Here is a 25,890-nt window from a genome sequence, read left to right on the forward strand (position 1 = left end):
CCGCTGCCGCTCAGGGGCTGTGCAGCACGATGCGGTCGCGGGCGTACTCGGCGCGCACCGGGAAGCCCTGCTCGAGCAGCCGCACGAAGCCTTCGGCGTTCTCCCAGCGGAAGCTGCCGCCGATGCGCAGGTCGCCGACGGCGGCGTCGCCGATCACGATCTTGCGCGCGTTGTAGCGGTTGAACTCGTCCGCGGCCTCGGCCAGCGGCGTGTCCTGGAACACCAGCAGGCCGCTGCGCCAGTCGACCAGGCGCGCGGCCTCGGCCAGCGGCATCGAACGCACCAGCACCCCGTCGCGCCGCGCCAGCGCCACGCTGCCGGCCGGCAGCAGCGCCGCCGGCCGCGGCTCGCCGTCGACCGGGTCCGATTCCAGCCGCACCGTGCCCTCGGTGACCACCACGCGCAGATCGGCGCCGTCGCGGCGCACCGAGAAGCGCGTGCCCACGGCCACCACCCGGCGCGCGCCGGCCTCGACCACGAACGGCCGGTCGGGATCGCGCGCGGCCTCGAAGAAGGCCTCGCCGCGGGTCAGGTCGATGCGCCGTTCGCGCCGCGACAGGCGCACATCGATGCGGCTGTCGCTGGCCAGCGTGGTGCGCGAGCCGTCGGCCAGCGGCACCGTGCGCACGCTGCCCAGGGCACTGGCGTGCGAGGCTGCATCGACCGGCGCGAACGCGTACCACCCCCAGCCCAGCGCCAGCGCGCAGGCGGCGACGCTGGCCACGGCCGCGACGGCGAGCCGGCGGCCGGTGCCGCTGCGCGGGCGCATGCGTGGTGCGAACACCAGCTCCGCGGGACCGGGTGCGGCCACGCCGCTGCCCGCGACCGCCCACGCGCCGCGCGGCGGAGGCCCGTCGCCGCGCCAGCCCGCGCCCAGTGCCTGCAGCCGGCCGGCTTCAGTCCACGCCGCTTCCAGCCGCAGGAACGCGACCCGGTGCGCCACCGCTTCCCCCAGCCACGCCTGCAGCGCGGACTCGTCCGCCGCCTGCCAGCCCGCCGCGTCGCGACGCGCCAGCCAGTCGGCGGCGATGCGTTCGATGTCGTCGGCCGCGGGCACGGGTTCAGTCCGACTGCCGCTGTCCATCGAGGTCCACGTCCACCTCCATGTCCGCACCGGCATCGCGCGTGCGGGTCGCGCGCGCCTCTGCGTCGCCGCCGTAGAAAGACCCGGCGAGCAGGCGCGTGCCCTTGGCGATGTGTTTTTCCACGGTCTTCTCGCTGATTCCGAGCCGCTGCGCGACCTCGCGCTGCGACAGGTGTTCGACGCGCCGCAGCCACACCACCTCGCGGCACCGGTCCGGCAGCCGGTCGAAGGCGTCGGCCAGGCGCCGCAGCAGCTGGCGTCCGCCGCACCACCGTTCCGGCGACATCTCGTCTATCAGGACGTGCAAGGGCTCGAAATCACCCACCGGCTCGATCGACACCACCTTGCCGCGCCGCGCGCGGTCGGCCAGCAGGTGGCGCGCGGTGGCGAACAGGAACGCGCGCGGCTGCTGCGGCAGCGCCTTGCCGGCGGCCTCGTACACCCGCGCGTACACCTCCTGGCGCAGGTCGCGCGCCTCGTCGCGGCTGGGTGCGGAGCGGACGAGGAACTGCATCAGCGGCGCCTCGTGGACGAGGATCTCGCGGATGAACCAGTCGTCCAGCGGCGTCGGCATGGGCGGCACCATAGCCGATCGCGGGCCGCGGTTGCCGCGCGGGGGATTTGCCGCCACTGTTCGTCCTCTTCCCGCACGGGCCCGCGAACGGGACGAAGGACGCCGGATGACGACACGCGCGATCGGATCGATGCTGCTGGCCTGCGTGCTGGCGTGGATGCATGCCGGCGCGGCGCACGCGGCGGACTACGAACGCCACCTGGTCGGCGATCCCGCCCTGCCCACGCCGGGCACCACCGCGCCCGGGCTGCTGCTGATGGGCGGCGGCGACCGCAACTTCGACGCGCTGCGCTGGTTCCTGGCCAGGGCCGGCAACGGCCACGTGGTGGTGCTGCGCGCCTCGATGGGTGGCGAGATCGGGCGCGAATTCCACGACGAGGTGGGCGGCGTGGCGTCGGTGGAGACCTTCGTGTTCTCGGGTCGCGACGCGGCCCGGGATCCGGCGATCCTCGCCAGCCTGCGCAAGGCCGATGGCATCTTCATCGCCGGCGGCGACCAGTCGCGCTACGTGCGCTACTGGAAGGACACGCCGGTGGCGCAGGCGCTGGACGCCCACGTGCGCGCGGGCAAGCCGGTCGGCGGCACCAGCGCCGGGCTCGCGATCCTGGGCGAGTTCGTCTACGGCGCGATGGACGGCGGCAGCCAGGTCAGCCCGCGCGCGCTGGCCGATCCGCTGGGCGAGGCCAACACCATCGAGGCCGGGTTCCTGCACATCGACGCGCTGACCGGCATGCTCACCGACACCCATTTCCGCGAGCGCGACCGCCTCGGCCGACTGCTCGCCTTCGTCGCCAAGGCCGAGACGCTGTCGGACGGCCGCCCGGTGCTGGGGCTGGGCGTGGACGAGGACGCCGCGGTTGCGGTCGACGGCGACGGACGCGCGCGCGTGTTCGCCACCGCGCCGGGCGCGGGCGCGACCGTGGTGCGCGGCGGGTTCGCGCCGCAGCGGGAAGACCAGCCGATGCAGCTGGATCGCGTCGAGACCATCGGCGTGGGCGTCGATTCGGTGCTGCGCCTGCCGCAGGGCGAGGTCGAGCGTCCGATGTGGCAGCGGCGATACGCGGTGCGCGACGGCGTGCTGGTGGCGCAAGACGCACCGCGCCTGGTGATCCACGGGGGCGCCGGCGTCGATCGCGGCGACCTCACGCCGGAAGAGGAAGCGGCCGCGCGCGCCGCGCTCGCTGCCGCGCTGCGCGCCGGCCACGCCGAACTCGCCGCGGGCAAGCCGGCGCTGGACGCGGTCACCGCCGCGATCACCGTGCTCGAGGATGCGCCGCAGTTCAATGCCGGCCGCGGCGCGGTGTTCACCCACGACGGCCGCAACGAGCTCGACACCTCGATCATGGACGGTGCCAGCGGTCGCGCCGGTGCCGCCGCCGGCCTGCGCCGCGTGCGCAACCCGATCATGCTGGCGCGCGCGATCATGGAGCGCTCGCGCCACGTGATGATGGTGGGCGAGGGCGCGGAACGCTTCGCGCAGGAGGCGGGTATCGCGCTGGTCGATCCGGCGTATTTCCGCACCGAGAAGCGCTGGCAGCAGCTGCAGCGCGCGCTGCAGGACGACAGCAAGCCGCATGCCGCGCTGCCGGGGCCGGAACTGCCGGCGAAGGCGTATTTCGGCACCGTCGGCGCGCTCGCGCTCGATGCCCGGGGCCGGCTCGCCGCCGGCACTTCCACCGGCGGCATGACCAACAAGCGCTACGGCCGGGTGGGCGACGCGCCGATCATCGGCGCCGGCACCTGGGCCGACGACCGCTGCGCGGTGTCGGGCACCGGCTGGGGCGAGTTCTACATCCGCGCCGCCGCCGCGCACGAGATCTGCGCGCGCGTGCGCCTGTCGGGCGATCCGCTGGCGCGCGCCGCCGACGCGGTGATCAACCGCGACATCCCCGCCGCCGGCGGTGACGGCGGCGCGATCGCGCTCGGCGCCGACGGTACCGTCGCGTTTCCGTTCAACACCCCGGGCATGTACCGCGGCTGGATCGGCGAAGACGGCGAACCGCACGTGGCGATCTGGCCGGACGAGTCGTTGCCGATGCCGTGAGGGCAGCCCCCATGACGTCTTCGATCAGTGGGGGACGTTCGATGTCGTGGGCGAGGGTGCTGGCCGCCTCGGATCCGGCGCGTCTTGCGCGGCATTCCGGATCGGAGGCCGAGTCGTGTGGAGCGGGTGGGGGGGCTGCCGCGCCGCGTTTGTCTCCGGTCGCGACCCGCGCTATCGTCGCTTCCGCGCCGGTTCGCCGGGCGCTGCAGGAAGACAGGGAGGTGGCATGGATGCGCAGCACACTGCCTGCGGTGGCGGGCGCCGTGGATCGCGCCGGATCATCGCGACGCTCGTCGTCGCGTCGCTGACGACGACGGGATGCCAGGGCATGGCGGACACCAGGCAAGGGCCGATGACGGCCGACGGCAGACGCATCGACAACACCGTGGCCGACTGGCCGCTGAAGTTCGTGCAGCACAGCTTCGGCGCGCGCTGCTATTCCACGCATGGCTGCACCGTGGACTACAACGGCCATCGTCACGTCGACCATCCGGATGACGTGCTGCGCCCCTCGACGGATGAGATTCATCCGGATGCGCTGAAGAATGCCTCCGCCAGCTATCTCGGCGTGATGAACTTTCCCGAGCCGGCGACGGTGGCCTGGCGCTCACGTGATGGCGTACAGCACGAAGCGCGGGTCGATATCGGCGAGATTTTCCGCGACCGGCTGATTCTCCATCACGTGCCGAGGGAGGACATCCCTGAGCGCGTATCGATCTTGAATCCGGCCATCATCCTGGAGGTCAACGACCGCACTATCAACGTGTACATGCGGGCCTTCATTCCAACCAAGTCCCTCCGGACTCCGGGCAACCGACACAGCAACTATCGCGACGAGCTCGTCTTGGCGTGGACCAGGACGTACTGATCCAGCCTGACACGGAGGTCGAGGATGGGAGGACAGCGACACCCCGACGGAGTGGCCACGTTTCCGGCGACCGCCGAGGACTTGCAAGCCTTCGATCAGGCCAGCGCGCAGTTGGAAGCATTCCGGGCGCCAGTCCTGCTCCGGCGCGATTCATTCGACCGGCTGTTCGTGGCGGCGTTCGACGGCACGGGCAACAGCCGGCATCGTGATCCGCCCGAAAACCACACCAATATCGCGGCGATCCATCAGCAGCTTCAAGACCGTATTGATGGGGACGAACACGCCACGGGTGGGTCGGCACTGGGGGCGGGATACGTCGAAGGAGTGGGCACGCAGGGCGGGCTGGATGGCACGATTGATTTGATCAGGGGCCGAACCTATGAGGCGCGCTTGGAGGACATGTATCTCCAGTTCGCCCGGCAGGCCAAAATCTGGTTGGACGCAGATCCAGACGTCGAGATCCGCATCGCCTCCATCGGCTTCAGCCGCGGCGCCGAACAGGCCGCCGGCTTCACTCGTCTGGTCGAGCAGCGTGGCATCCAGGACCCCACAGGCGCAGATGTGGAGCGCGGCCGAGACGGCCTGATCGAGCGCGTCGAGTTCACTCGTCCACCCCTGCGCGAGCCCGGCACCGTCGTGCAGGCGATCGGCCTGTTCGACCCGGTCGGCACCGGCGTACCGCGTGAGCACGATCGCAGGCCGGCGGCCTCGGTGGTGTCGGGCTTCCAGCTCACGGCCGAACACGAACGGCGCAACCTGTTCCAGGGCACGCGGGTCGCCGACATGGGCGCGACGTTCGACGGGCGCTTCCTCAACGTGCTGGTCCCCGGCGCGCACAGCGATGTCGGCGGCGGCTATCGGCAGAACGGCCTGTCGATCCGCAGCGGCAACCTGATGGTCGACTACCTCAATGCACTCGGCGATCAGCCCTTCCTGGCCAAGCGCGCCGAGCCGCAGGACCCGGCGCTCAACGTGATCCACCGCTCCGAGCAGCACCAGATCTTCTACCGCACGTCCGAGTTCGATCGCGACGGCATCCGCGTGCACCAGGAGGACCTCGCACCGCCGCCGCTGTGCCGGATCGACTGTCGCGACGCCGAGCCACGCAACGAGGCCATGGCCGCCGGCCTGGACTGGCGGCCGGTGCCCATCGGCCCGCGACCCGTTGCGCGCATCGATGCATCGGCGGCCACGGACCATCGCTTCATGGTCGAGCGGATGCTGGACGCCGCGCGTCGCGGCGATGGTGCCGCCATCGACGGTCTCTCGCTCGGCCTGCTCGAGGGACCCCTGGGTCAGGCCTGGCTGGCGGCGGGGGAAGAGCGACTGCACGGGATCGACGCCGCCGCTCGTGCCTCCGGGGAACGGTCCGAGACCGCGTTCGAGCCCCGGTTCTAAACTGCGGTGCCCGCGCGCTTCGGGCGCACGCCCCGGCGCACGGGTCGCATCCGCCTGCCGCGTCGGCGCGGGTCTAGACCCGTCGCCGCCCGGACGTCGACCCCTCAACGCTCCGAATGCCCGCTGTCGTAATAGTCGCGGCGCACGAACAGGTCGGGCTGGATCAGGTCCATGAAGGCGCGGGCCTGTGGCGAGGGCAGCTTGCCCTTGCGCATGACCACGCCGTAGCTGCGGGCGGGGAAGAAGCGCTCCAGCGGCCGGGTGGCGATCCGGCCCCGGTCGGCCTCGGTCAGGCAGATCGAGGACAGGATGCTGATGCCCATGCCCATCGCCACGTACTGCTTGATCACCTCCCAGCCGCCGACCTCGAGTGCGACGGTGTAGGGCACCCGGTTCTGCTGGAACACCAGGTCCACCAGCCGCCAGGTGATCTGGCGCTTGGGCGGCAGGATCAGGCCGTACTGGCCGATGTCGGCCAGCGACAGGTCGGGCTTGTCGGCCAGCGGATGGCCGGGTGGCATCACCAGGTGCTGCTCGAAGCGGTGCAGCGGTTCGTACACCAGGTCCGCCGGCACGTCGTGCATCGAGCCGACCACCAGGTCGACCGCGTCGCTGCGCAGCAGGTCCGTGCCGTCGGCGCTGACGGTGTTGTGCAGGCTCAGCCGCACGTCGCCGTGGTGCTGGCGGAAGCGCTCCACGATCCGCGGCAGCAGGTAGAGGATGGTCGAACTGTTGGCGGCGATGTTCAGTTCGCCCGCGTCCAAGCCCTTGAGCTGGCTGCGGAAGGCCGCCGGCAGGGCGTCGATGCCGTCCACCAGCGGGCGCGCGAGTTCGTACAGCGCCTCGCCGGCGCGGGTCGGCACCAGTCGCCGGCCGCTGCGCTCGAACAGCTTCTCACCCAGCTCGCGCTCGAGGGCCTGGAGCTGGAGGGTGATCGCGGGCTGGCTCAGGTACAGCGCCTCCGCCGCACGCGACACCGAGCCCAGGCGGGTCACCTGGCAGAAGGCCCGCAGCGGCTTGAGCCGGTCGGCCTTGTAGGCGAAGCGCGAGGGTGGATGATCGCGAGAAACCATTGAACGCACTGCTTATATGCAGAACTTATAGATCGCATTGAAATAACTGTGTTGTCAAATAATTGCGACGGGAGGACGGTGGCGTTGCACCGCAACATCCACTGGAGCCCGCCATGTCCGCCGTCCTCAAGCCTGCCGCCCCGCCTGCCTCCATCGACCTCCCTATGATGGATGCGGCGGCCGACGACCTGCTCGATGCCCCCGCGCAGGCCTTCCTGGCCCGACTGCACCAGCGCTTCGACGCCAGGCGCCGCGCGCTGCTCGCGGACCGTCGGCGGCGTCAGGCCCGGTTCGATGCCGGCGGCCTGCCGGGTTTCCGCCCGGACACGCGCCGGATCCGCGAAGGCGACTGGCGCGTGGCGCCGATCCCGGCGGCGCTGCAGGACCGGCGGGTCGAGATCACCGGCCCGGTCGACCCGAAGATGGTCATCAACGCGCTGAACTCGGGCGCGAAATGCTACATGGCCGATTTCGAGGACTCGACCTCCCCGACCTGGACCAATGTGATCGCCGGCCAGCGCGCGCTGCGCGAAGCGGTGGCCGGCACGCTCACCTTCGAGGGGGGCGGCAAGCACTACGCGCTCCGGCCCGGGCCCGAACGCGCAGTGCTGATCGTGCGCCCGCGCGGCTGGCACCTGGACGAGAAGCACGTGCGGATCGACGATGGCGGGGCGGGCGAGCGCATGTCCGCCGCGCTGTTCGACCTGGGCCTGTTCGACTGGCACAACGCCGCCGCGCTGGCGGCCCGCGATCGCGGGCCCTACTTCTACCTGCCCAAGCTGCAGTCGATGGAAGAGGCCGCGCTGTGGGACGACGTGCTCGCCCACATCGAAGGTGAGCTGGGCCTACCGCAGGGGCAGATGAAGGTCACGGTGCTGATCGAGACCCTGCCGGCGGCGTTCGAGATGGACGAGATCCTGTATGCGCTGCGCACGCGCATCGCCGGGCTCAACTGCGGGCGCTGGGACTACATCTTTTCCTACATCAGGACTCTGCGCGCGCACCGCGATCGCGTGCTGCCCGAGCGCGGCCAGGTGACGATGGCCCAGCCGTTCCTGAAGGCCTACTCGGAACTGCTGATCCAGACCTGCCATCGCCGCGGCGCGCATGCGATGGGCGGCATGGCCGCGCAGATTCCCATCGGCAACGACGAGGAAGCGAACGAGCGGGCGCTGGCGCGGGTGCGCGCGGACAAGCTGCGCGAGGTCACCGCCGGGCACGACGGCACCTGGGTGGCGCATCCGGCGCTGATCCCGCTGGCGCGAGAGGTGTTCGACGAACGCATGCCGACCCCGCACCAGCAGCACCTCGGCCGCGAGGAGGTGGTCGTGACCGCCGCGGACCTGCTGGCGCCCTCGCTGGGCACGATCACGCGCATCGGGTTCGAGAACAACGTCGAGGTGTGCGTGCGCTACCTCGCCGCCTGGCTCGACGGCCACGGCTGCGTGCCGATCCACTGGCTGATGGAGGACGCCGCGACGGCGGAGATCGCGCGCGCCCAGCTGTGGCAGTGGCTGCATCACGCCGACCAGCCGATCGGTCGGGTGCCGGCCGCCGCCGACGGCGCGCGCTGCCCGCTGCACCTGGACGACGGGACGGTGATCGACGAGGCCCTGTTCGACCGCGTGCTGCTGGGACTGCCCTCGCGCCTGGCGGCGCAGCCGGTGGTCGGCGCGGCGCGCATCCCGGACGCGATCGCGATGCTCGAGGACCTCACCCGCCGCGACACGCTCGAGGACTTCCTCACCCTGCCGGCATACGAACGCCTCTGATGCCGCCGCCCTGCCTCCACGCAGCGCCCGCCGCGTACGCCCCATCCGACTCGAGGACATCCGCATGAACCACGCCACGCGCCAGCAGCAGATCGACCACCTGCAGCAGCAATGGACCACCGACCCGCGCTGGGCCGGCATCGAGCGCCCGTATCCGGCCGCCGATGTCGTGCGCCTGCGCGGCAGCCTGCAGCCCGACCACACCCTCGCCCGCCGGGGCGCGGAGAAACTGTGGACACTGGTCAACGGCGGTGCGAAGAAGGGCTACGTCAACGCCTTCGGCGCCATCTCGGCCGGCCAGGCCATGCAGCAGGCCAAGGCCGGGCTGGAGGCGGTGTACCTGTCGGGCTGGCAGGTGGCCGCCGACGGCAACACCTCCGAGACCATGTATCCCGACCAGTCGCTGTACGCCTACGACTCGGTGCCGGCGATGGTGCGGCGGATCAACAACACCTTCCAGCGTGCGGACGAGATCCAGTGGAAGAACATCTGCGACGGCCACGTGCGCGGGGAAGACGCGATCGACTTCTTCCTGCCGATCGTCGCCGACGGCGAAGCCGGCTTCGGCGGCGTGCTCAACGCCTTCGAGCTGATGAAGAACATGATCATCGCCGGCGCGGCCGCGGTGCACTTCGAAGACCAGCTGGCGGCGGTGAAGAAGTGCGGCCACATGGGTGGAAAGGTGCTGGTGCCCACCCAGGAAGCGGTGCAGAAGCTCGTCGCCGCACGCTTGGCGGCCGACGTGCTGGGCGTGCCGACCGTGGTGCTGGCGCGCACCGATGCCGAGGCGGCGACCCTGCTGACCTCGGACTTCGACGCCAACGATCGTCCGTTCGTCACCGGACAGCGCACCAGTGAAGGCTTCTACAAGGTCCGCAACGGACTGGAGCAGGCGATCAGCCGCGGCGTGGCCTACGCGCCGTACGCGGACCTGGTGTGGTGCGAGACCGGCACCCCCGACATCGGCTTCGCGCGCGAATTCGCCCAGGCGGTGCACGCGCGGCAGCCGGGCAAGCCGCTGGCCTACAACTGTTCGCCCAGCTTCAACTGGAAGAAGAACCTTGACGACCGCGCCATCGCCCGTTTCCAGGACGACCTGGCGGCGCTGGGCTATACCTACCAGTTCATCACCCTGGCCGGCATCCACATCAACTGGTTCAATACCTTCCGCTTCGCGCACGACTACGCGCGCGGCGAGGGCATGCGCCACTATGTGGAACAGGTGCAGGAGCCGGAGTTCGCGGCGCGCGAGCGGGGCTACACCTTCGTCTCGCACCAGCAGGAAGTCGGCGCCGGCTACTTCGACGACGTGACCACGGTGATCCAGGGCGGCAGTTCCAGCGTCACCGCGCTCAAGGGCTCGACGGAGGAGGCGCAGTTCGCGCGCTCGCACGCGGCGGCCGCCTGACTGACGGCGTTCCGCTCGGGAACGGATCGGGAATCCGATTCCCTTCGCATCCGGCGTGGCACTGCGCCCTCCACACACGGAAGATGCGCAGGGGGGTCGGCCATCCTTCCCCCCGCTTGCCGGGGATGATGCTCATCCCGGGTGGAGATGCCGAAGACGGACCAGCTCTTCCTTCACTCGCTGGCGGCGCATTGCGTCCCGCGCGGGTGAAAGATGCGAAGGCGACCGCCTTTTCCTTACCCTGCTCGCCGGGCATTGCGCCCTTCACGTGAAGGCGCCGAAGGCGGATGGTGAAAGGCGAAGGCGCGGGAGCGCACGCACCGGTACCGACGAGCGAGCCTACTGGTCGGCCGCGTCCACCGCCGCTTCCAGCGGCACGCCATTGGCCTTCAGCCAGTCCGCGACCGCCTTGCGTTCGCCCAGTGCGCGGTCGTTGAGGATCGCGCGGTTGTAGCCGAAGTAGTACGACTGGAAGCTCGCGCCGCCGGAATTCTTCGCCAGCGGCGAGGCCCCGGCCTCGAGCAGTGCGAGCAGCGCGCCGCCGTTGTTGGTGCGCGCGGCCACGTGCAGCGGGGTGTCGCCATTGTTGTCCGCGACGCCCGGGTCGGCGCCGGCCTCGAGCAGGACCGCGTACTGGTCCGCCTGCGGCGACAGCAGCGCCTGCACCAGCGGCGTGGCGCCGGTCTGCGAATTTCGCGCGTCGGCATCGCCGCCGTGGCGCAGCACCGTGCGCAGCACCTCGCCGTTGCCCGAGAACGCGGCCGCGTGGACCGGCGTGTCGCCGGACGGGCCTGGCCGGTTCGGGTCCGCGCCGCCCTCCAGCAGGGCCGCCACGCTCGCAGCCTGGCCGGCCTTGATCGCCGTGAGCAGCAGGGTGCTGCCGTCGCTGCCCGGTGTGTCGGCGTCGACGCCTTCGAGCTGGCGCCGGATCTCCGCCGCATCGCCACGCGCCACCGCATCGGCGAGCGCGGATACCTCGGGCTGGGAGAACGCGTCGTTGCTCATGGAAGGCCGGGCGCAACCCGTGGTCAGGCAGAGGAGGATCGCGAACGCGAGCAGGGGAAGTCGGCGCATGCGCGGCATTTCAAAGCCGATCATACCCGCGCGCAAGCCGATGGCCGTTCCCGGTCAGCGACCGAACAGGCCGCCGACCAGGTTGGTGGCGCCCTGGGCCACCCAGCCGGCGCCGTCGGCGATGCCCTCGACCACCTGGCCGCCGGTGTCGGCCACGAACTCGACCGCGTCGCCGCCGACGTTCACCGTGCCCGACAGCACGTCGCCGACCCAGCCGTCGACACGTTCGTCGATGGCGGCCGCGGCCGTATCGGCATAGCCGTCGACGGTGTCGCCCACCGAGTTCAGCGCGCCCTCGGCGAAATCGCCGGCGAGGCTGGCGCCGCCCTGCACGTACTGGCCGTTGGCGAAGTCGCCGGCGACCACCGCGTCGATGTCGGTGGCGAAATCGTGCACGTTGCGTGCGTAGTCGTCCTTCACCGTGTCGGGCAGCAGGTTCTGCACGTCGCGGCCGAAGCTGGAGGGATTCTCGTAGCCCGGCTGCCACGGCTGGTGCTCGACCATGCCGGCGGTCAGTGCGTTCGGGCTGTGGCTGATCGCGGCATAGGCCACGTCGCCCACCAGGTTCACGCCGCCGGTCACCACCCCCGTGGCGGGATTGAGCGGCAGGAACGGCGTGTGCCGGGCGGCTTCCACGCCGGCGTTGATCAGGGCGCTTTCGCCGGGAGAGAACCCTTCCATCGGCCCGTAGTTGGTGAACATGTTGTGCTCGTCGGCACTGGCCGGCGCCACCACGATCTGGGTCCCGACCGCATCGGGCGCGACGATGCCCGTCACCCAGCTGTCCTGGGCCTGGGTCAGGGCGTCGGTGGACAGCGAATAGGCGCGGATCTGTCCGCCCTCGGCCAGGTCACGCGCGCGCTGCGGATCGATGCCGAGCCGGTCGAAAGTGTTGGGGTGGATGCCGGAGGCGTCGAAGGTGACGGCCGGCACGCCGCTCGCCAGCGAACCGACCGACGCCAGTCCGCCGCCCTGCGAATGGCCGGTGATCGCCAGGTTGGTCGCATTGCCGCCCGACCCGTCGCCGAACACGCGCGCGAACTCGACCGCGGTGTTGACCGCGGTGACGCTGAACTTGTCGCCGTCGCGGGTCTCGTAGCCCAGGCCCTGGCGGAAATTGTTGTCCCAGTCGTCGGCGCCCTCGGCGGTGCCGCGGTAGGAGAGGACGAAATTGCCTTCGCCGTCGGTGTAGACCTCGGCGCGGAACTCCTGGTCGTTGGTCGCCACGGTGTCGTTGGCGCCCAGGTACTGCAGGCGCCACGCTTGCGGATCGGCCACGCCCAGTGCCTGCAGCTGCGTGTCACTGACCGCGCTCCATCCCTCGGGCGGTGCGCCGCGGGTGCCATACACCGCGGTGGCAAGCTGCGACAGGGTCACGTCGAACGGCTGCGCCTGGGTGCCGCCCGCGACGTCGGAAAGCGTGGTCCCGGCGGGAATCCCGTAGGTGCCGCCCGCGGCGGAGGGCGGAGTGCCCCCGGACTGGCCCGGTGGCTGCAGTTGCGGGTGGTAGCTCGTCTCCGGGCGGTAGCCGGTCTGCACCGGCGGCGGAAAGGTCGGAGTGGTGGCGGCCGTCGCCTGGGCCGGCGGCTGCCAGCGGTACCCGGAATCGATGACTGGTGAAATGCCGGCGCCCATGGCCGTCTCCGTACGACTTGGTACGGCCACGCTAGCGCGGACGGCGGTCCGGAACAGCTAGGGCGTGCCCGAGGGCGCAGCCGGTGCAGGGGTGTTGCGCCTTCGCGCGCGCGCCGATGGCACGGCGGCCACGAGCCACCCGGCACGCCTCGACGCAGGCCGATACCGGGAGTGTGGCCGCCGTTGCCGCGGCCGAGTGGCGAGGACATTACAATGTGGTTCGGGAGGGTATCGCGTCAGCTACAGGGGGAAATTGCTCATGGACACCAAGACACGTGCATTCGCGCGAGCGTGCACGCCGGTCCTGCTCGCGCTGCTGGCATGGACGACGGCGGCCTCGGCCCAGTCGCTGCCCAGGCCGGCCGAGTTCTACTTCGACGAGGATGCCAGCGTCGCCGTACCGCTGTCGCGGGAGGCGGCCGGGGCGGACATCGACCAGCTGGTGCGGGTGATGGAGCGCGGCGGCCGCAATGCAGAGCAGGCCACCGCGCAGCTCGCGCACCTGTCGATGGCCTCGGGGCGCACCGACACCGGCCGCGCGCTGTACGCGCGCGCGATCGCGCAGGCGAGCGAGGGCAGCACGCGGCGCCGGATGCTGCAGTGGAACCAGGGCTGGGACCTGTACCGCGACGGCGACATCGAGGCCGCGCTCGACGCGTGGGCCCGGGCCTACGCCAACCGGCTGGTACATCCGTCCTGGGTGCCGCCGACCCTGGCCCTCGCGCTGTGGAAACTGGACCGGCGCGACGAGGCCGTGGCGTGGTACGCCGCCGCAGTGCGCACCTATCCCGACCGCTGGTCGAACCCGGCCGCGCTGCCGGGCCTGCTGCCCGACTGGAACGAGGCCGACCGCGCCACCCTGGCCGAGGTGCTGGCCGCCTGGCGCAAGGATCCGCCGGCCTGGCCCTGACCCGGAACTGCGCAATGGTCCCATCGGGAATCCGTCCCCCGGCGGGCGGCGGGCCGGCCGCGCCCCGCCCGGCTAGGGTCCCCGGCGTGGATGACAAGGCCCGGGGGCTTGCCTAAGGTGGCGCGCAACCACATCGCGGGCGAGGGCACGTGCACAAGACCATCCTGACCATCGCGCTCGGCGCGGTCGCCGTGCTCGCAGCGGGCGCCTCGGCCGCCGACCGCATCACCGGCCAGTCCTTCGCCACCCGCAGCGAGGTCTACGCCCCGCACGCGATGGCGGCGACCTCGCATCCGCTGGCCACCCAGATCGCGCTGGACGTGATGAAGGCCGGCGGCAGCGCGGTCGATGCCGCGATCGCCGCCAACGCCGCGCTCGGGCTGATGGAGCCGACCGGCAACGGCATCGGCGGCGACCTGTTCGCGATCGTCTGGGACCCGAAGACGCAGCGCCTGCATGGCTACAACGGCTCGGGACGTTCGCCGAAGTCGCTGACCCTGGCCGAGTTCCAGCGCCGCGGCCTCACCGACATTCCGCCGCACGGCCCGCTGCCGGTCACCGTCCCGGGCGCGGTCGACGGCTGGTTCGCGCTGCACGGACGCTTCGGCAGGCGCAGCATGGCGCAGAACCTGGCGCCGGCGATCCGCTACGCGCGCGACGGCCACCCGGTCCACGAGACCATCGCCTACTACTGGGACCGCTCGGTGCCGAGGCTGTCGCAATGGCCGGGCTTCAGCGAGCAGTTCACCATCGACGGCCGCGCGCCGCGCACCGGCGAGACCTGGAAGAACCCGCACCTCGCGAACACGCTGCAGGCGATCGCCGATGGCGGTCGCGATGCGTTCTACAAAGGTCGGATCGCGCGCACCATCGGCGACTACTTCGCCGCCAACGACGGTTTCCTCTCCTACGGGGACATGGCCGCGCACACGGGCGAGTGGGTCGACCCGGTCAGCACGAACTATCGCGGCTACGACCTGTGGGAACTGCCGCCGAGCGGGCAGGGCATCGCCGCGCTGCAGATCCTCAACCTGCTCGAACCCTACGACCTGAAGGCCTTCGGCTTCGGCAGCCCCGAGCACGTGCACCTGTTCGTGGAGGCCAAGAAGCTCGCCTTCGCCGACCGCGCGCGTTGGTACGCCGACCCGGACTTCCATCCCGCGCCCGTGGCGAAGCTCGTCTCCAAGGACTACGCACGCGAGCGTGGCAAGCTGATCTCGATGGAGCGCGCGCTGCGCGAGGTGCAGCCGGGCACGCCCGGGCAGCTCGACGAAGGCGACACCATCTACCTCACCACCGCCGACGCCGACGGCATGATGGTCTCGCTGATCCAGTCCAACTACCGCGGCATGGGCAGCGGCATGGCGCCGCCGGGGCTGGGCTTCATCCTGCAGGACCGCGGCGAGCAGTTCGTGCTCAAGGCCGGCCACCCCAACAGCTTCGAACCCGGCAAGCGCCCGTTCCACACCATCATCCCGGCCTTCGTGACGAAGGACGGCAAGCCCTGGCTGAGCTACGGCGTGATGGGCGGGGCGATGCAGCCGCAGGGGCACGCGCAGATCCTGCTCAACCTGATCGACTTCGGCATGAACCTGCAGGAGGCCGGCGACGCGCCGCGCATCCAGCACGACGGCTCCACCGAGCCGGCCGGGCAGGCCACGGCGATGAGCGACGGCGGCGAGGTCGACCTGGAAACCGGCTTCCCCTACGGCACAGTGCGCGCGCTGATGCGCAAGGGTCACAGCGTGCGCTTCGCCGACGGCCCCTACGGCGGCTACCAGGCGATCATGGTCAACCCGCACGGCGGCTGGATCGGCGCCAGCGAATCGCGCAAGGACGGGCAGGCGGCCGGCTACTGAGCGGCGCGCCGGCCGGGCTCAGTCCGCCGGCACCGTGCGGCTGGCGGCCCACTCGCGCAGGGCCTGGACCTGTTCGCGCATCACGACCGACAACGGGCGGGTGGCGGCGATCTCCTCCAGCAGCAGCGCATCGTCCATCGCGCGCGCGTCGGCGTGGGCGACGTACAGCGCGGCGACGATCGCCTGCTCGATCTCGGCGCCGGAAAACCCCTCGGCAGCCTGCGCCAGCGCACGCAGGTCGAAGCGCTCGGCCGGCAGCTCGCGCCGCCGCAGGTGCAGTTCGAACACGTGCGCGCGGGTGTCGGCATCGGGCAGGTCGACGAAGAAGATCTCGTCGAACCGGCCCTTGCGCAGCAGTTCGGCCGGCAGTTCGCGTACCTGGTTGGCGGTCGCGACCAGGAACACGTTCGACCGGCGCTCGGCCATCCAGGTCAGCAGGTAGCCCAGCACCCGCCGCGACACGCCGCCATCGCCGTCGGCGCTGCCCGCGGCCACGCCCTTCTCGATCTCGTCGATCCACAGCACGCACGGCGCGAGCTGTTCGGCCTGCGCCAGCGCCTCGCGCAGGTTGGATTCGGTCTCGCCGTGGTACTTCGCGTACAGCGTGCCGAAGTCCAGCCGCACCAGCGGTACGCCGAACCCGCCGGCCACCGCCTTGGCCAGCAGCGACTTGCCGCAGCCCTGCACGCCCAGCAGCAGCACGCCCCTGGGCGGATCCAGCCCCGGCGGCGCCTCGCCGTCGACGAACACCCGCCGACGCTGCTCCACCCAGCGCTTGAGCCGGCGCGCGCCGGCGACGTCGGCGAAGCGCGCGGTGTCGTACTCGTAGTGCAGGTGCCCGCTCTTGTTCAGCAGCTCGAACTTCAGCCGAGCCAGTTCGGGCAGGTCGCCGGGACCGAGCACGCCGTCGTCGTGGATCAGGTGCCTCGCGATCCGGCGCGCATCCACCGCGTCCAGCCCCTGCAGGTTGCGCACCATCCGCCGCACCACCGCCTCGTCGGCCTCGACGCGGCGGCCTTCGTGCTCGCGCTGGTAGGCCGCGATCTCCTCGCGCACCAGCTTGAACAGGGTATTGGCGTCGGGCAGGCGCAGCCGCAGGCGCGTGGCACGGGCGTCGAGCTCGCGCGGCAGCTCGACCTTGTGCCCGACCAGGACCACGGTATGCGCCAGGCAGTCGCGCCGCTGCAGGATGTCGCGCAGCTGGCGCTGGGTGCCGGCGTAGCCGAGGTAGGGATGGAAGTCGAGCAGCAGGTACACGCCGCGCTGGTCGGCGTTGCGGATCGCGGCCAGCGTGGCGCCCGCGTCCGGCGGACCCTGCGCCGGGTCCTCGCGGTCGATGTCGAGCCGGCGCAGGCCCTCGGTGATCGACCACCGGTAGAGCGCGCGCCACACCCGGGTGAGCGACTGCCGGAACAGTTCCACCACGCGGAGCTCGTCGGGCGTCTCGACCACGATCAAGGGCGTGTCGGCGCGGATCAGCGCCACGAGGTCCTGCAGGTCGCTCATGTACGGCGGGCGTGGAAAGGGCCGGGCGACGATAGCAGACACCGGCCGCCCGCGGCCGCGCTCAGCGCGACGGCCATCCGCGCGGAAGCGCCCTGCCGTTGAACAGCCAGCGCATCCGTGGATGCGGGCGCACCAGCACGTGGTGCATCGCCAGCGACAGCACCGACGCGGCCACCAGCACGACCGTGAACTTTCCCAGCGGCGGCCAGGGCGCGGGCAGCAGCATGCCGGCCACCACGACCACCCACACGTGGTGGAACAGGTAGATCGAATAGCTGGCGTCCGACAGGTAGCCGAACGTGCGGCTGGGACCGCCGGCCCAGCGCGTGAAGCCCGCGAACAGCAGCCGCACCGCGCACCAGGCCAGCAGTGCGTGCGCGACCACCGCCACCGCGGTGGCGGCCGGCCCCGCCGGCGTGGGCAGCGCCAGCACGAGGCCCCACGCGATGCCGCCGCACCACCACGTGCCCGCGCCCGGCATGGTGAAGCGCCGCAGCAGCGCCGGATCGCGCTGCAACAGAATGCCCATGGCGAAGAACGGGGCGTGGTCCAGCAGTTCCTCGGGGTTGACCAGGCCGCCGAGCTCGCGCGCCAGGATCGGCAGCGCATGCGCGGCCGCCATGGTGGCGAGCGGCACCAGCGCGGCCGTACCGATCGCCAGCGCCAGCGCCTGCGGCCTGGCCAGCCACGCCAGCCCGCGTCCACGGATCGGGGTCGCGACCCAAGGCCGCAGTGCGGCCAGCACCAGGCAGTACAGCGCCAGGTCGACCAGGAACCACAGGTGACCCAGCCAGTCGCCGCGCAGCAGCGCCGGCAGCAGTGCGCCCTGCACGAAGCCGCCCGCCGGCGCCGGTGGCGCCAGCATCCAGACCTGGACCAGGTTCAGGCTCAGCAGCACGGCCAGCGTCGGCAGCAGCAGGCGACGCATGCGCTCGCGCAGGAACGATCCCGTCGCCTGCCGTCCCAGCAGCAGCATCGAGAAGTAGCCCGCGACCAGGAAGAATGCCGGCATGCGGAACAGGTGGATCGCATCGGACAGCGCCTCGAGCGTTGCGCTGCGGCCGGGGTCGGCGACCAGCCAGCGGCCTTCCAGACCGTAGGGATTGCTCGCGTGCAGCACCACGCCCAGCAGCATCAGCACGCTGCGCATCGCGTCCAGTTCGTGCAGGCGCGCGCCCTGCACCGCGGACTCGCGCGCGGACGCCTGCGCGTCCGCCTGCATGGCCCCGGCGCCGACAGGCAGGACCGGAACCGGGATCGGGCGTCTGCTCATTTGTAAAGGTTGCGTCAAGGGCGCCCGGGCATGCGCAGGTAACGTAGTGCGGTGGTCGCGACGGCCACGCCGCCGGTGTACGCTCGCGGCTCGTTCCCGGCGGAGGCAGTGGATGAAGACCGTGCTGGTGGCCAGTTCCAAGGGCGGTGTCGGCAAGACCACGATCGCCACGCACCTGGCGGCCGAATCGGCGCTCGCCGGGCGCAGTACGGTGATCATCGACGCCGATCCGCAGGGCTCGTCCACGCGCTGGGCCGAGCGCCGCGCCGCTCTGGAGAGCGCCGTGCTCCCGATCGAGGGCGCCAGCCGGCACAGGACGGCCTGGAAGGCGATTCCGGAAGGCACCGAGCGGGTGGTGATCGACGCCCCGGCCGGCGCCCACGCCGATGCGCTGGAGGTCTACCTCGACCATGCCGACGCGCTGGTGGTGCCGGTGCTGCCCTCGGCGCTCGATATCGACGCCACCGTGCCGTTCCTCAACGCGCTCGCCAAGCATCCCCGGGTGCGCAAGGGCGACCTGCGGGTCGGCCTGGTCGGCAACCGCCTGCGCCCCTGGACCAACGCCTCGCAGCAGGCGATGGACCTGCTGCAGCAGTGGCCCTATCCGCTGGTCGCGCAGCTGCGCGACAGCCAGGCCTACGTGATGCTGGTCGGCTTCGGCAAGAGCCTGTTCGACTACAACTCGGCCCAGGTGCGCGATCACCAGGCCGACTGGCAGCCACTGCTGAAGTGGCTCAAACGTGCCTGACCGCACGTCCGGACGCCGGACATCGTCCCCGGGAGGACCGTCCAGATGCGCGAGCTGATCCTGCTGCGTCATGCGCACGCCGAGCCGTCCCTGCCGGGGCAGGCGGATTTCGACCGCCCGCTGTCGGCCGAGGGGCTGGCCGAGGCCGACGCGGTGGCCACCTGGCTGCGCGACAAGGCCCTGGTGCCCGATCGGGTGCTGTGTTCGCCGGCCCGGCGCACGCGCGAGACCCTGGACGCGGTGATGGAGGTGGTCGGCAGCCTCGACAAGCGGCTCGAGCAGCTGATCTACGAGGCCATGCCGGGCACCCTGGCCGGACTGATCGATGGCCACCGGGACTGCGACCGGCTGATGCTGGTCGGCCACAACCCCGGGCTCGAGCGCCTGGTGGCGCTGCTGCACAGCGGCCAGTCGGGGGACTACCGCGGAATGCCGCCGGCTGCGGTGGCGGTGCTGTCGCTGCCTGCGGACGCCGCGATCGAACCCGGCATCGCCACCCTGTCCGCGTTCTGGTGGCCGTGAGCCCCGGCGCGGGCCTGCGCGCGCGCCATGCGCCGTGGTGGCTGATGCTGCTGCTGTGCACGGCCGGCCTGCTGCCCGCCGCGGCGGCCGAGATCGACACCGCGCATTCGCGTATCGGCTTCACCCTCAAGACCCGCTGGGGCCAGACCCTGGACGGGCGCTTCCCGCAGTGGCAGGGCGAGATCGTGGAAGTCTCCGCCGCGAGGCGCCAGGTCCGGCTGCGGCTGCCGACGGCCGAGGTGGAGATCCTGGGCCATCCGCAGTATTCGAAACTCACCCGCGGCAAGGGCTTCTTCGACGCGGAGCGGCATCCCTACGTGGAGTTCGTGTCCGATCCCTACGACGACGCCCTGCTGCGCGAGGGCGGCCTGCTCGGAGGCGCACTCACCATCCGCGGGGTGCGGCGGCGCGAAGTGTTCAACCTGGAACCGGCGGCCTGCGCGCGGCCGACGCTGGACTGCGACGTGGTGGCCAGCGGCGTGGTCTACCGCAGCGACTACGCGATGGACCGCTGGGCGTTCGCGCTCGGCGACCGGGTGGTGTTCTCGCTCCATCTGCGCACCCGGCCACCCAGCGCGCCATGACCGTGGCGTGGCGCGCGCTCGTCGCGCTGCTGGCCCTGGCCTGCGGCGCATGCGGCAGTCTGTCGGCGCTGGAACGCGACCGGGCGGCCGCGATCGCGGTACAGGCCCGTTCGGTCGAGGTGGCGTGCCAGGCCGCCGACGCCTGCGCGAGCCCTTCGCCGCTGCGTGAACTCGGGGTCCGCGCGGCGGCCGCGAGCACGCCGGAACAGCCGCGCCACTACGCGCTGCTGCTCGACTATGGCCAGGACGCGCTGGTCTCGCGCCTGGACCTGATCCGCGGCGCGCAGCGCAGCATCGACCTGCAGACCTACATCTTCGACGAGGACGACGCGGGCCATCTCGTGCTCGACGAGCTGCTGGCCGCGGTGCGCCGCGGCGTGCGGGTGCGGATGCTGGTCGACCAGCTCTCGGCGCTGCGACAGGTCGATACCCTGGCCGCGCTGGCCTCGGCCCACGCCAACTTCGAGCTGCGGATCTACAACCCGGTCCTCGGCCGGGCGCGCATCTCCTATCCCATGTACGCCTGGGCGGCGGCCTGCTGCTGGCGGCGGCTCAACCAGCGCATGCACGGCAAGCTGCTGCTGGTCGACGGCCTGGTCGGCATCACCGGCGGCCGCAACTACCAGGACGACTATTACGACTGGAACCCCGAGTTCAACTTCCGCGACCGCGACGTGCTGGTGGGCGGGCCGGCGACCGCGGACATGGCCGCCAACTTCGAGGCGTTCTGGGACGCGCCGCTCAGCGTGCCGGTGGAGCGGCTGGACGACGTCGGCGGTTACCTGCTGCGCGAGGGCGCGCCGGCGCTGCCGCAGTGGCCGTACCAGGACCCGGATCGGGTCGCGATCGTCTCGCGCACCGCCGACGACGACGCGCTGGTGCGCGAGCGCCTGGCGGATGCGGCGATGCCGGTGGGCGACGTGCTGTTCATCGGCGACCTGCCGCAGAAGCACCGGCGCGACCGCGAAGCCGCCGCCGCGGCCGTGCACGCCTCGCCGCTGCTGCACAACCTGATCGAATCGGCGCAGGAGGAAGTGCTGCTGCAGACCCCCTACCTGGTGCTGTCGAAGCAGGCGCAGGCGATGTTCTCGCGCATGCACGAGCGTGCGTCGCCGCCGCGGGTGATCGTGTCCACCAACAGCCTGGCCGCCACCGATTCGTTCATCACCTACGCGCTGTCGTACAAGTACAAGCGCCGCTACCTGCGCGACTTCGGTTTCGAGATCCACGAGTTCAAGCCGTTCCCCGAGGACGCGCCGATCGACCTGGAGGCCACCGGGGCGGTGGACATCTCCTGGAACGCCGACGGCAGCGTCAACATCGGCGAACCGCAGACGCCGACCGACGCCGCGGCGCCGCGTGCTCCGCAGGGTCGTGCAGGTCTGGCCGGCAGCGGGAGTGGAAGCGGCGGCGGCAGTGACGGCGACGGCCGCCGCGAGCCGCCGCTGAGCCGCGAATACGCCGCGCTGCGCTACGCCGGCGTCGGCGTGCACGAGCGCGTGCCGCTGCAGCGCGCGGGCGTGCGCTTCGGCCTGCACGCCAAGTCGCTGGTGATCGACCGCCGCATCGGCGTGGTCGGCACCCACAACTTCGACCCGCGCGGCGACGACTACAACACCGAGAGCGCGGTGATCATCGAGGATCCCGCGTTCGCGCGCGCGCTGGCCGACAGCATCCGCCGCGACATCGCCCCCGAGAACGCGTGGGTGATCGCGCGTCGCGACAAGCCGCCGGTGTTCTCCGGGCTGGAGTATTCGCTGGCCAAGGTGTCCGAGCACCTGCCCGTGTTCGACCTGTGGCCGGTGCGCTACGCCACCAGCTACGAGTTCCAGCCCGGCCCGCAGTGTCCGGCACCGCTGCCGCCGTTCGACCCCGGCTTCCGCGCCTGCCACGAGCCGGTGGGCGACTTCCCCGAGGTCAACCTGGGGTTCCGCTCCCTGCTCACGCGCATCTTCACCGCCTTCGGCGCCGGGCTGGCGCCGATCCTCTGACCGCCGCCGCGTCGCGCCCGCAGCGGCGTGCTGTCGCGGCCGACTGCCGCACGTTGGCGGGCGGGTAGGCCCGCGGGCGCTCGCTTCCGGCCCCGGTCGGAAGCCCCGCGCCCATGCGGGCGACCAGCCCGAGGCGGCACCCACGCCGCAGGCATAGGTCGTCAGTCATGCCACGGGAACGCAACCGCGAGCCCTGCGGCCTCATCCAAATCAACAGGTTCCGGCCGTTGGCGACGATTTACGCCCGGGCATGACTTCCGGCCCATGGCAGAACCTGTTTAGTGTATTACTTTACCAACACACCCACACACAACGCCCCCCGGAGACCACGATGTACGCCACCGCCCAGACCCTTCCCCGCCAGACCGTGACCCTGCCGCGCACGCTTCGCCCGCTGCCGGTGTTCGAGCGCCGCGAGCGCGGCTTCGGCGTCGGCTACGGCAACAGCAGCGGCTATGCCAGCGACAAGCGCTATGCTCCAGCGACCGGCACCGCGCGCTTCCGTTTCGCATGACGGTCCCCGCGCCGCGCCGGAACCACTCCGGCCCGCAGGCGCGCAGGCCGGATGCACCCGGGTGGCGCGATTGACGCATGCGCCACGCGCGGCCTAGGCTTCACGTCTTTTCCCGCCCCCGGACCCGCCCATGTCGCTTTCGCTGACCATCGACCTCAACGACCAGGATCTCGAGCACTTCACCAGTGCGCTGAAGGCCGCGCACAAGGCCGCGGGCGACCGCAGCCCTGACGAGATCATCGCGGCGGCCGCGGCGCTGCTGGAAGGGGCGCAGAAGGTCAAGACGCCCGACTTCATCCGCGAGCGCCTCGAACGCCTGGACGACATGATCGCGATGGTCCGCGACGAGGGCTGGCACCTGGACGAGGACGACAAGCAGCACGTGCTGTCGGCGCTGGTGTACTTCGCCGACCCGAAGGACGTGATCCCCGACCACGTCGAGGTGCTGGGCTTCCTCGACGACGCGATCATGATCGAGCTGTGCGTGCGCGAGCTCAAGCACGAGCTCGACGCCTACGACGATTTCTGCGATTACCGCGAGCGCGAGGCGCGCAAGCGCGGGATCGAGCCGTCCGCGGTCGGCCGCGCCGACTGGCTGGACAGCCGCCGCGACGAGCTGGTCGACCGCATGCACGCGCGTCGCCAGCGCGAAGGCAACGAGTTCGGCATGGGCTACGGCAGCAGCAGCGGCTACGGCAAGACCGCCTACTCGCGCGCCTGGCGCCCGAGCCTGTTCCGGTTCCGCTGAGCCCGGCGCGGATGTTCCGCGCCGACGTCTCGCTGGAGCAGCTCAACGCGCTGTCGCGTAACACCGCGATGGAACCGCTGGGCATCGCGTTCACCGAGATCGGGCCCGACTACCTGCGCGCGACCATGCCGGTCGACGCGCGCACCCACCAGCCCGACGGGCTGCTGCACGGCGGTGCGTCCGTTCTGCTGGCCGAGACCCTGGGGAGCAGCGCGGGCGGGCTGTGCGCGCCCGAGGGCCACGGCGTGGTCGGCATCGAGATCAACGCCAACCACCTGCGCGGGGTGCGCAGTGGCCTGGTCACCGGCACTGCGCGGCCGCTGCATGTGGGCCGCAGCACCCAGGTCTGGGAGATCCGGATCGAGGACGCGGCGGGGCGACTGGTGTGCGTGTCACGGCTGACGCTGGCGGTGGTGCCGCGCCCGGCCGCGGGCTGACCGGGTCCGATCCGCGGTGCGGCGTGCCGCCGCGCTGGCCCACGCCGGGGCGGTTTGGGTATCGTGGTCGGCTTCGGACTCCCCCGGTCCCGTCGTCTGGCTTCCCCTTCGTGCGTGTCCTCCGCTACGCCGTCCGCATCCCCTTCCTGCTCTGGCACGTGCTGGTGCACCTGCCGCTCACGCTGCTGCTCATGGCGCCGCCCTTCGGGCAGCTGCGCCTGGCCGACGGCGGGCGCCTGCAGCACCGCATGGTGCGGCTGTGGTCGGGTGGGCTGATGCGGGTGTTCGGCCTGCGCGTGCGACGGATCGGACACCCGATGCCGGGGGCGGTGATGTTCGTGGCCAACCATGTCAGCTGGATCGACATCATCGCCCTGCACAGCCAGCGGATGATGGGCTTCGTCGCCAAGCGCGAGATCGCCGGCTGGCCGCTGGTGGGCTGGCTGGCCGCGCGCGGCGAGACCATCTTCCACCAGCGCGGCAGCCAGGAGTCGCTGGGCGGGGTGCTGCACGAGATGCTGGCGCGGCTGCGCGACGGTCGCGCCGTGGGCGTGTTCCCCGAAGGCCGCACCCGCGACGGTCGCGCCGTCGGCCCGTTCCATGCGCGGATCTTCCTGGCCGCGGTCGAGGCCGGCGTGCCGGTGCAGCCGGTGGCGCTGCGCTACGGCGAACACGGCAGCGCGCAGGTCCGGGTCGCGTTCGCGCCGGGCGAGAGCTTCCTGGCCAACTTCCTGCGCCTGCTGGGTGAACCGGCGTGCGGCGCGGAGGTCGTGTTCCTGCCGCCGATCGTGCCCGGCGATACCGAAGGCCGGCGCCGGATCGCCGAAACCGCGCGCGAACGCATCGTCGCCGCGATGTCGCCATGAACCCGGACGTCAGCCACGACGCGGCGGCCTATGCGCCGCCGCGGTGGTTGCGCGACCCGCACCTGCAGACCGTGCTCGCGAGCAGCCCGTGGCGACGCCGTCGCGCGGCGGCTGCCCTGGCGGCCACCGGCGCGGTCACCACCGTCCACCTGCTCGACGGTGGCGACGGCGTGCGCCTGCACGGCCTGCACAGCGCGATCCCCGGCGTCGAGCCGCGCGGCCTGGCGCTGCTGCTGCACGGCTGGGAAGGCAGCGCCGAGTCCAGCTACATGTGCCTGTCCGCGGCGCAGCTGCTGGCGCGCGGATTCGAGGTGTTCCGCCTCAACTTCCGCGACCACGGCGGCACCCATCACCTCAACCCGGACATCTTCCACTCCTGCCGCATTGACGAGGTGGTGCACGCCGCGCGCGACGTGGCCTCGCGCTTCACCGCGCGTCCGATGGTGGTGGCCGGCTATTCGCTCGGCGGCAACTTCGCCCTGCGCCTGGCGCTGCGTGCGTCCGGGGCCGGCGTCCCGCTGGCGCGGGTGGCCGCGATCTGCCCGGTGCTCGACCCGGCCCGCACCATGCAGCGCATGGAGTCGGGCCCGTGGTTCTACATGCACTACTTCGAACGCAAGTGGCGTGGCTCGCTGCAGCGCAAGCGCGCGCTGTTCCCCGACCAGGTCGGCTTCGACGAGGCGACGCTGAAGCTGCGCATGCGCGCGCTCACCGAGTGGCTGGTGCATCGCCATACCGACCTCGGCAGCCTCGATGCCTACTTCGACGGCTACTCGATCGCCGGCGACCGGCTGCTCGCGCTGCAGGTGCCGGCGCACATCCTGATGGCTGCCGACGACCCGGTGATCCCGGCCGAGGACTTCCACGCGCTGTCGCTGCCCGACGCGACCCGGGTGGAGCTGCTGCCCTGGGGCGGCCACTGCGGCTTCCTCGAAGGCGCACGCTCCAGCGGCTACGCCGAGCGCTGGATGGCCGCGCGCCTGACGGCGGGCTGAGCGCGCA

Annotated in this window: 23 protein-coding genes and 1 pseudogene; 17 read left to right on the top strand and 7 right to left on the bottom strand. The window is 71.6% G+C overall.

Features of this window, described 5'->3' with window-relative positions; genetic code table 11:
• Positions 1-10: 10 nt before the first annotated feature.
• Positions 11-1,057: a FecR family protein gene (locus QFW81_RS05315; RefSeq protein ID WP_280577573.1), complete on the bottom strand. Its 1,047-nt coding sequence runs from the start codon at positions 1,055-1,057 to the stop codon at positions 11-13.
• Between the two features lie 4 nt (positions 1,058-1,061).
• Complete coding sequence (locus QFW81_RS05320) at positions 1,062-1,658, bottom strand: RNA polymerase sigma factor (protein ID WP_280577575.1); 597 nt, start codon at positions 1,656-1,658, stop codon at positions 1,062-1,064.
• Positions 1,659-2,001: 343 nt separating this feature from the next.
• On the opposite strand from QFW81_RS05320, the pseudogene QFW81_RS05325 reads away from it, so the two are divergent.
• The 4 genes and pseudogenes from QFW81_RS05325 to QFW81_RS05340 form a co-directional block, all read left to right on the top strand.
• Positions 2,002-2,262 (top strand): annotated as a pseudogene (locus QFW81_RS05325) (Type 1 glutamine amidotransferase-like domain-containing protein); the annotation flags it as partial.
• Between the two features lie 438 nt (positions 2,263-2,700).
• Positions 2,701-3,702, top strand: coding sequence for an isoaspartyl peptidase/L-asparaginase family protein (locus QFW81_RS05330; protein WP_280577631.1), 1,002 nt, complete (start codon positions 2,701-2,703; stop codon positions 3,700-3,702).
• Between the two features lie 226 nt (positions 3,703-3,928).
• Positions 3,929-4,570 (top strand): hypothetical protein, encoded by a 642-nt coding sequence (locus QFW81_RS05335; RefSeq protein ID WP_280577576.1) that lies wholly within the window; start codon positions 3,929-3,931, stop codon positions 4,568-4,570.
• Between the two features lie 51 nt (positions 4,571-4,621).
• Positions 4,622-5,968 (top strand): DUF2235 domain-containing protein, encoded by a 1,347-nt coding sequence (locus tag QFW81_RS05340; protein WP_280577577.1) that lies wholly within the window; start codon positions 4,622-4,624, stop codon positions 5,966-5,968.
• 104 nt (positions 5,969-6,072) lie between these two features.
• On the opposite strand, the gene QFW81_RS05345 is transcribed toward QFW81_RS05340, so the two are convergent.
• Positions 6,073-7,041, bottom strand: a complete 969-nt coding sequence (locus QFW81_RS05345; RefSeq protein ID WP_280577579.1) for a LysR family transcriptional regulator — start codon at positions 7,039-7,041, stop codon at positions 6,073-6,075.
• A 113-nt stretch (positions 7,042-7,154) separates the two neighbouring features.
• On the opposite strand from QFW81_RS05345, the gene aceB reads away from it, so the two are divergent.
• Positions 7,155-8,813, top strand: a complete 1,659-nt coding sequence (gene aceB / locus QFW81_RS05350) for a malate synthase A (protein WP_280577580.1) — start codon at positions 7,155-7,157, stop codon at positions 8,811-8,813.
• Positions 8,814-8,877: 64 nt separating this feature from the next.
• Positions 8,878-10,221, top strand: a complete 1,344-nt coding sequence (gene aceA, locus QFW81_RS05355; RefSeq protein WP_280577581.1) for an isocitrate lyase — start codon at positions 8,878-8,880, stop codon at positions 10,219-10,221.
• Between the two features lie 339 nt (positions 10,222-10,560).
• On the opposite strand, the gene QFW81_RS05360 is transcribed toward aceA, so the two are convergent.
• Positions 10,561-11,295, bottom strand: coding sequence for an ankyrin repeat domain-containing protein (locus QFW81_RS05360; RefSeq protein WP_280577584.1), 735 nt, complete (start codon positions 11,293-11,295; stop codon positions 10,561-10,563).
• Between the two features lie 54 nt (positions 11,296-11,349).
• Positions 11,350-12,930 (bottom strand): Tle-like phospholipase domain-containing protein, encoded by a 1,581-nt coding sequence (locus QFW81_RS05365; RefSeq protein ID WP_280577586.1) that lies wholly within the window; start codon positions 12,928-12,930, stop codon positions 11,350-11,352.
• A gap of 259 nt (positions 12,931-13,189) precedes the next feature.
• Between QFW81_RS05365 and QFW81_RS05370 the strand changes: the two genes are divergently transcribed.
• Together QFW81_RS05370 and ggt are read left to right on the top strand one after the other, a co-directional pair.
• Complete coding sequence (locus tag QFW81_RS05370; RefSeq protein ID WP_280577587.1) at positions 13,190-13,840, top strand: tetratricopeptide repeat protein; 651 nt, start codon at positions 13,190-13,192, stop codon at positions 13,838-13,840.
• A gap of 161 nt (positions 13,841-14,001) precedes the next feature.
• Entirely contained in the window at positions 14,002-15,699 is a 1,698-nt protein-coding gene (gene ggt, locus QFW81_RS05375; RefSeq protein WP_425603983.1) for a gamma-glutamyltransferase, read from the top strand.
• Between the two features lie 18 nt (positions 15,700-15,717).
• Here the strand turns inward: ggt and QFW81_RS05380 are convergent, their stop codons facing one another.
• A complete protein-coding gene (locus tag QFW81_RS05380; protein ID WP_280577589.1) occupies positions 15,718-17,205 on the bottom strand; it encodes an AAA family ATPase in 1,488 nt (495 codons plus the stop codon).
• A gap of 61 nt (positions 17,206-17,266) precedes the next feature.
• On the bottom strand, positions 17,267-18,478 hold the full coding sequence (locus QFW81_RS05385) for an acyltransferase family protein (protein WP_280577590.1): 1,212 nt from the start codon (positions 18,476-18,478) through the stop codon (positions 17,267-17,269).
• Positions 18,479-18,590: 112 nt separating this feature from the next.
• Between QFW81_RS05385 and QFW81_RS05390 the strand changes: the two genes are divergently transcribed.
• The 9 genes from QFW81_RS05390 to QFW81_RS05430 all read left to right on the top strand — a co-directional run bounded on the left by QFW81_RS05390 (position 18,591) and on the right by QFW81_RS05430 (position 25,883).
• Positions 18,591-19,226 carry a nucleotide-binding protein gene (locus tag QFW81_RS05390; protein WP_280577591.1) on the top strand — a complete coding sequence of 212 codons (636 nt, stop codon included), beginning with the start codon at positions 18,591-18,593 and terminating at the stop codon, positions 19,224-19,226.
• Positions 19,227-19,271: 45 nt separating this feature from the next.
• Positions 19,272-19,748 carry a SixA phosphatase family protein gene (locus QFW81_RS05395; RefSeq protein ID WP_280577592.1) on the top strand — a complete coding sequence of 159 codons (477 nt, stop codon included), beginning with the start codon at positions 19,272-19,274 and terminating at the stop codon, positions 19,746-19,748.
• On the top strand, positions 19,739-20,332 hold the full coding sequence (locus tag QFW81_RS05400; protein ID WP_280577593.1) for a YceI family protein: 594 nt from the start codon (positions 19,739-19,741) through the stop codon (positions 20,330-20,332). Before QFW81_RS05395 ends, QFW81_RS05400 begins: the two co-directional genes overlap by 10 nt.
• Positions 20,329-22,323, top strand: a complete 1,995-nt coding sequence (locus tag QFW81_RS05405) for a phospholipase D family protein (protein ID WP_280577594.1) — start codon at positions 20,329-20,331, stop codon at positions 22,321-22,323. Before QFW81_RS05400 ends, QFW81_RS05405 begins: the two co-directional genes overlap by 4 nt.
• A gap of 331 nt (positions 22,324-22,654) precedes the next feature.
• Positions 22,655-22,837, top strand: a complete 183-nt coding sequence (locus tag QFW81_RS05410) for a hypothetical protein (protein WP_280577595.1) — start codon at positions 22,655-22,657, stop codon at positions 22,835-22,837.
• 130 nt (positions 22,838-22,967) lie between these two features.
• A complete protein-coding gene (locus QFW81_RS05415; protein WP_280577596.1) occupies positions 22,968-23,585 on the top strand; it encodes a YkvA family protein in 618 nt (205 codons plus the stop codon).
• Positions 23,586-23,596: 11 nt separating this feature from the next.
• On the top strand, positions 23,597-24,022 hold the full coding sequence (locus tag QFW81_RS05420; RefSeq protein WP_280577597.1) for a hotdog fold thioesterase: 426 nt from the start codon (positions 23,597-23,599) through the stop codon (positions 24,020-24,022).
• Positions 24,023-24,132: 110 nt separating this feature from the next.
• Positions 24,133-24,888: a lysophospholipid acyltransferase family protein gene (locus QFW81_RS05425; protein ID WP_280577598.1), complete on the top strand. Its 756-nt coding sequence runs from the start codon at positions 24,133-24,135 to the stop codon at positions 24,886-24,888.
• Positions 24,885-25,883, top strand: coding sequence for a YheT family hydrolase (locus QFW81_RS05430; RefSeq protein WP_280577599.1), 999 nt, complete (start codon positions 24,885-24,887; stop codon positions 25,881-25,883). The genes QFW81_RS05425 and QFW81_RS05430 overlap by 4 nt, the downstream gene beginning before the upstream one ends.
• The last annotated feature ends 7 nt before the right edge of the window (positions 25,884-25,890 follow it).

The sequence above is a fragment of the Luteimonas kalidii genome (assembly GCF_029887935.1).
Taxonomy (GTDB): domain Bacteria; phylum Pseudomonadota; class Gammaproteobacteria; order Xanthomonadales; family Xanthomonadaceae; genus Luteimonas; species Luteimonas kalidii.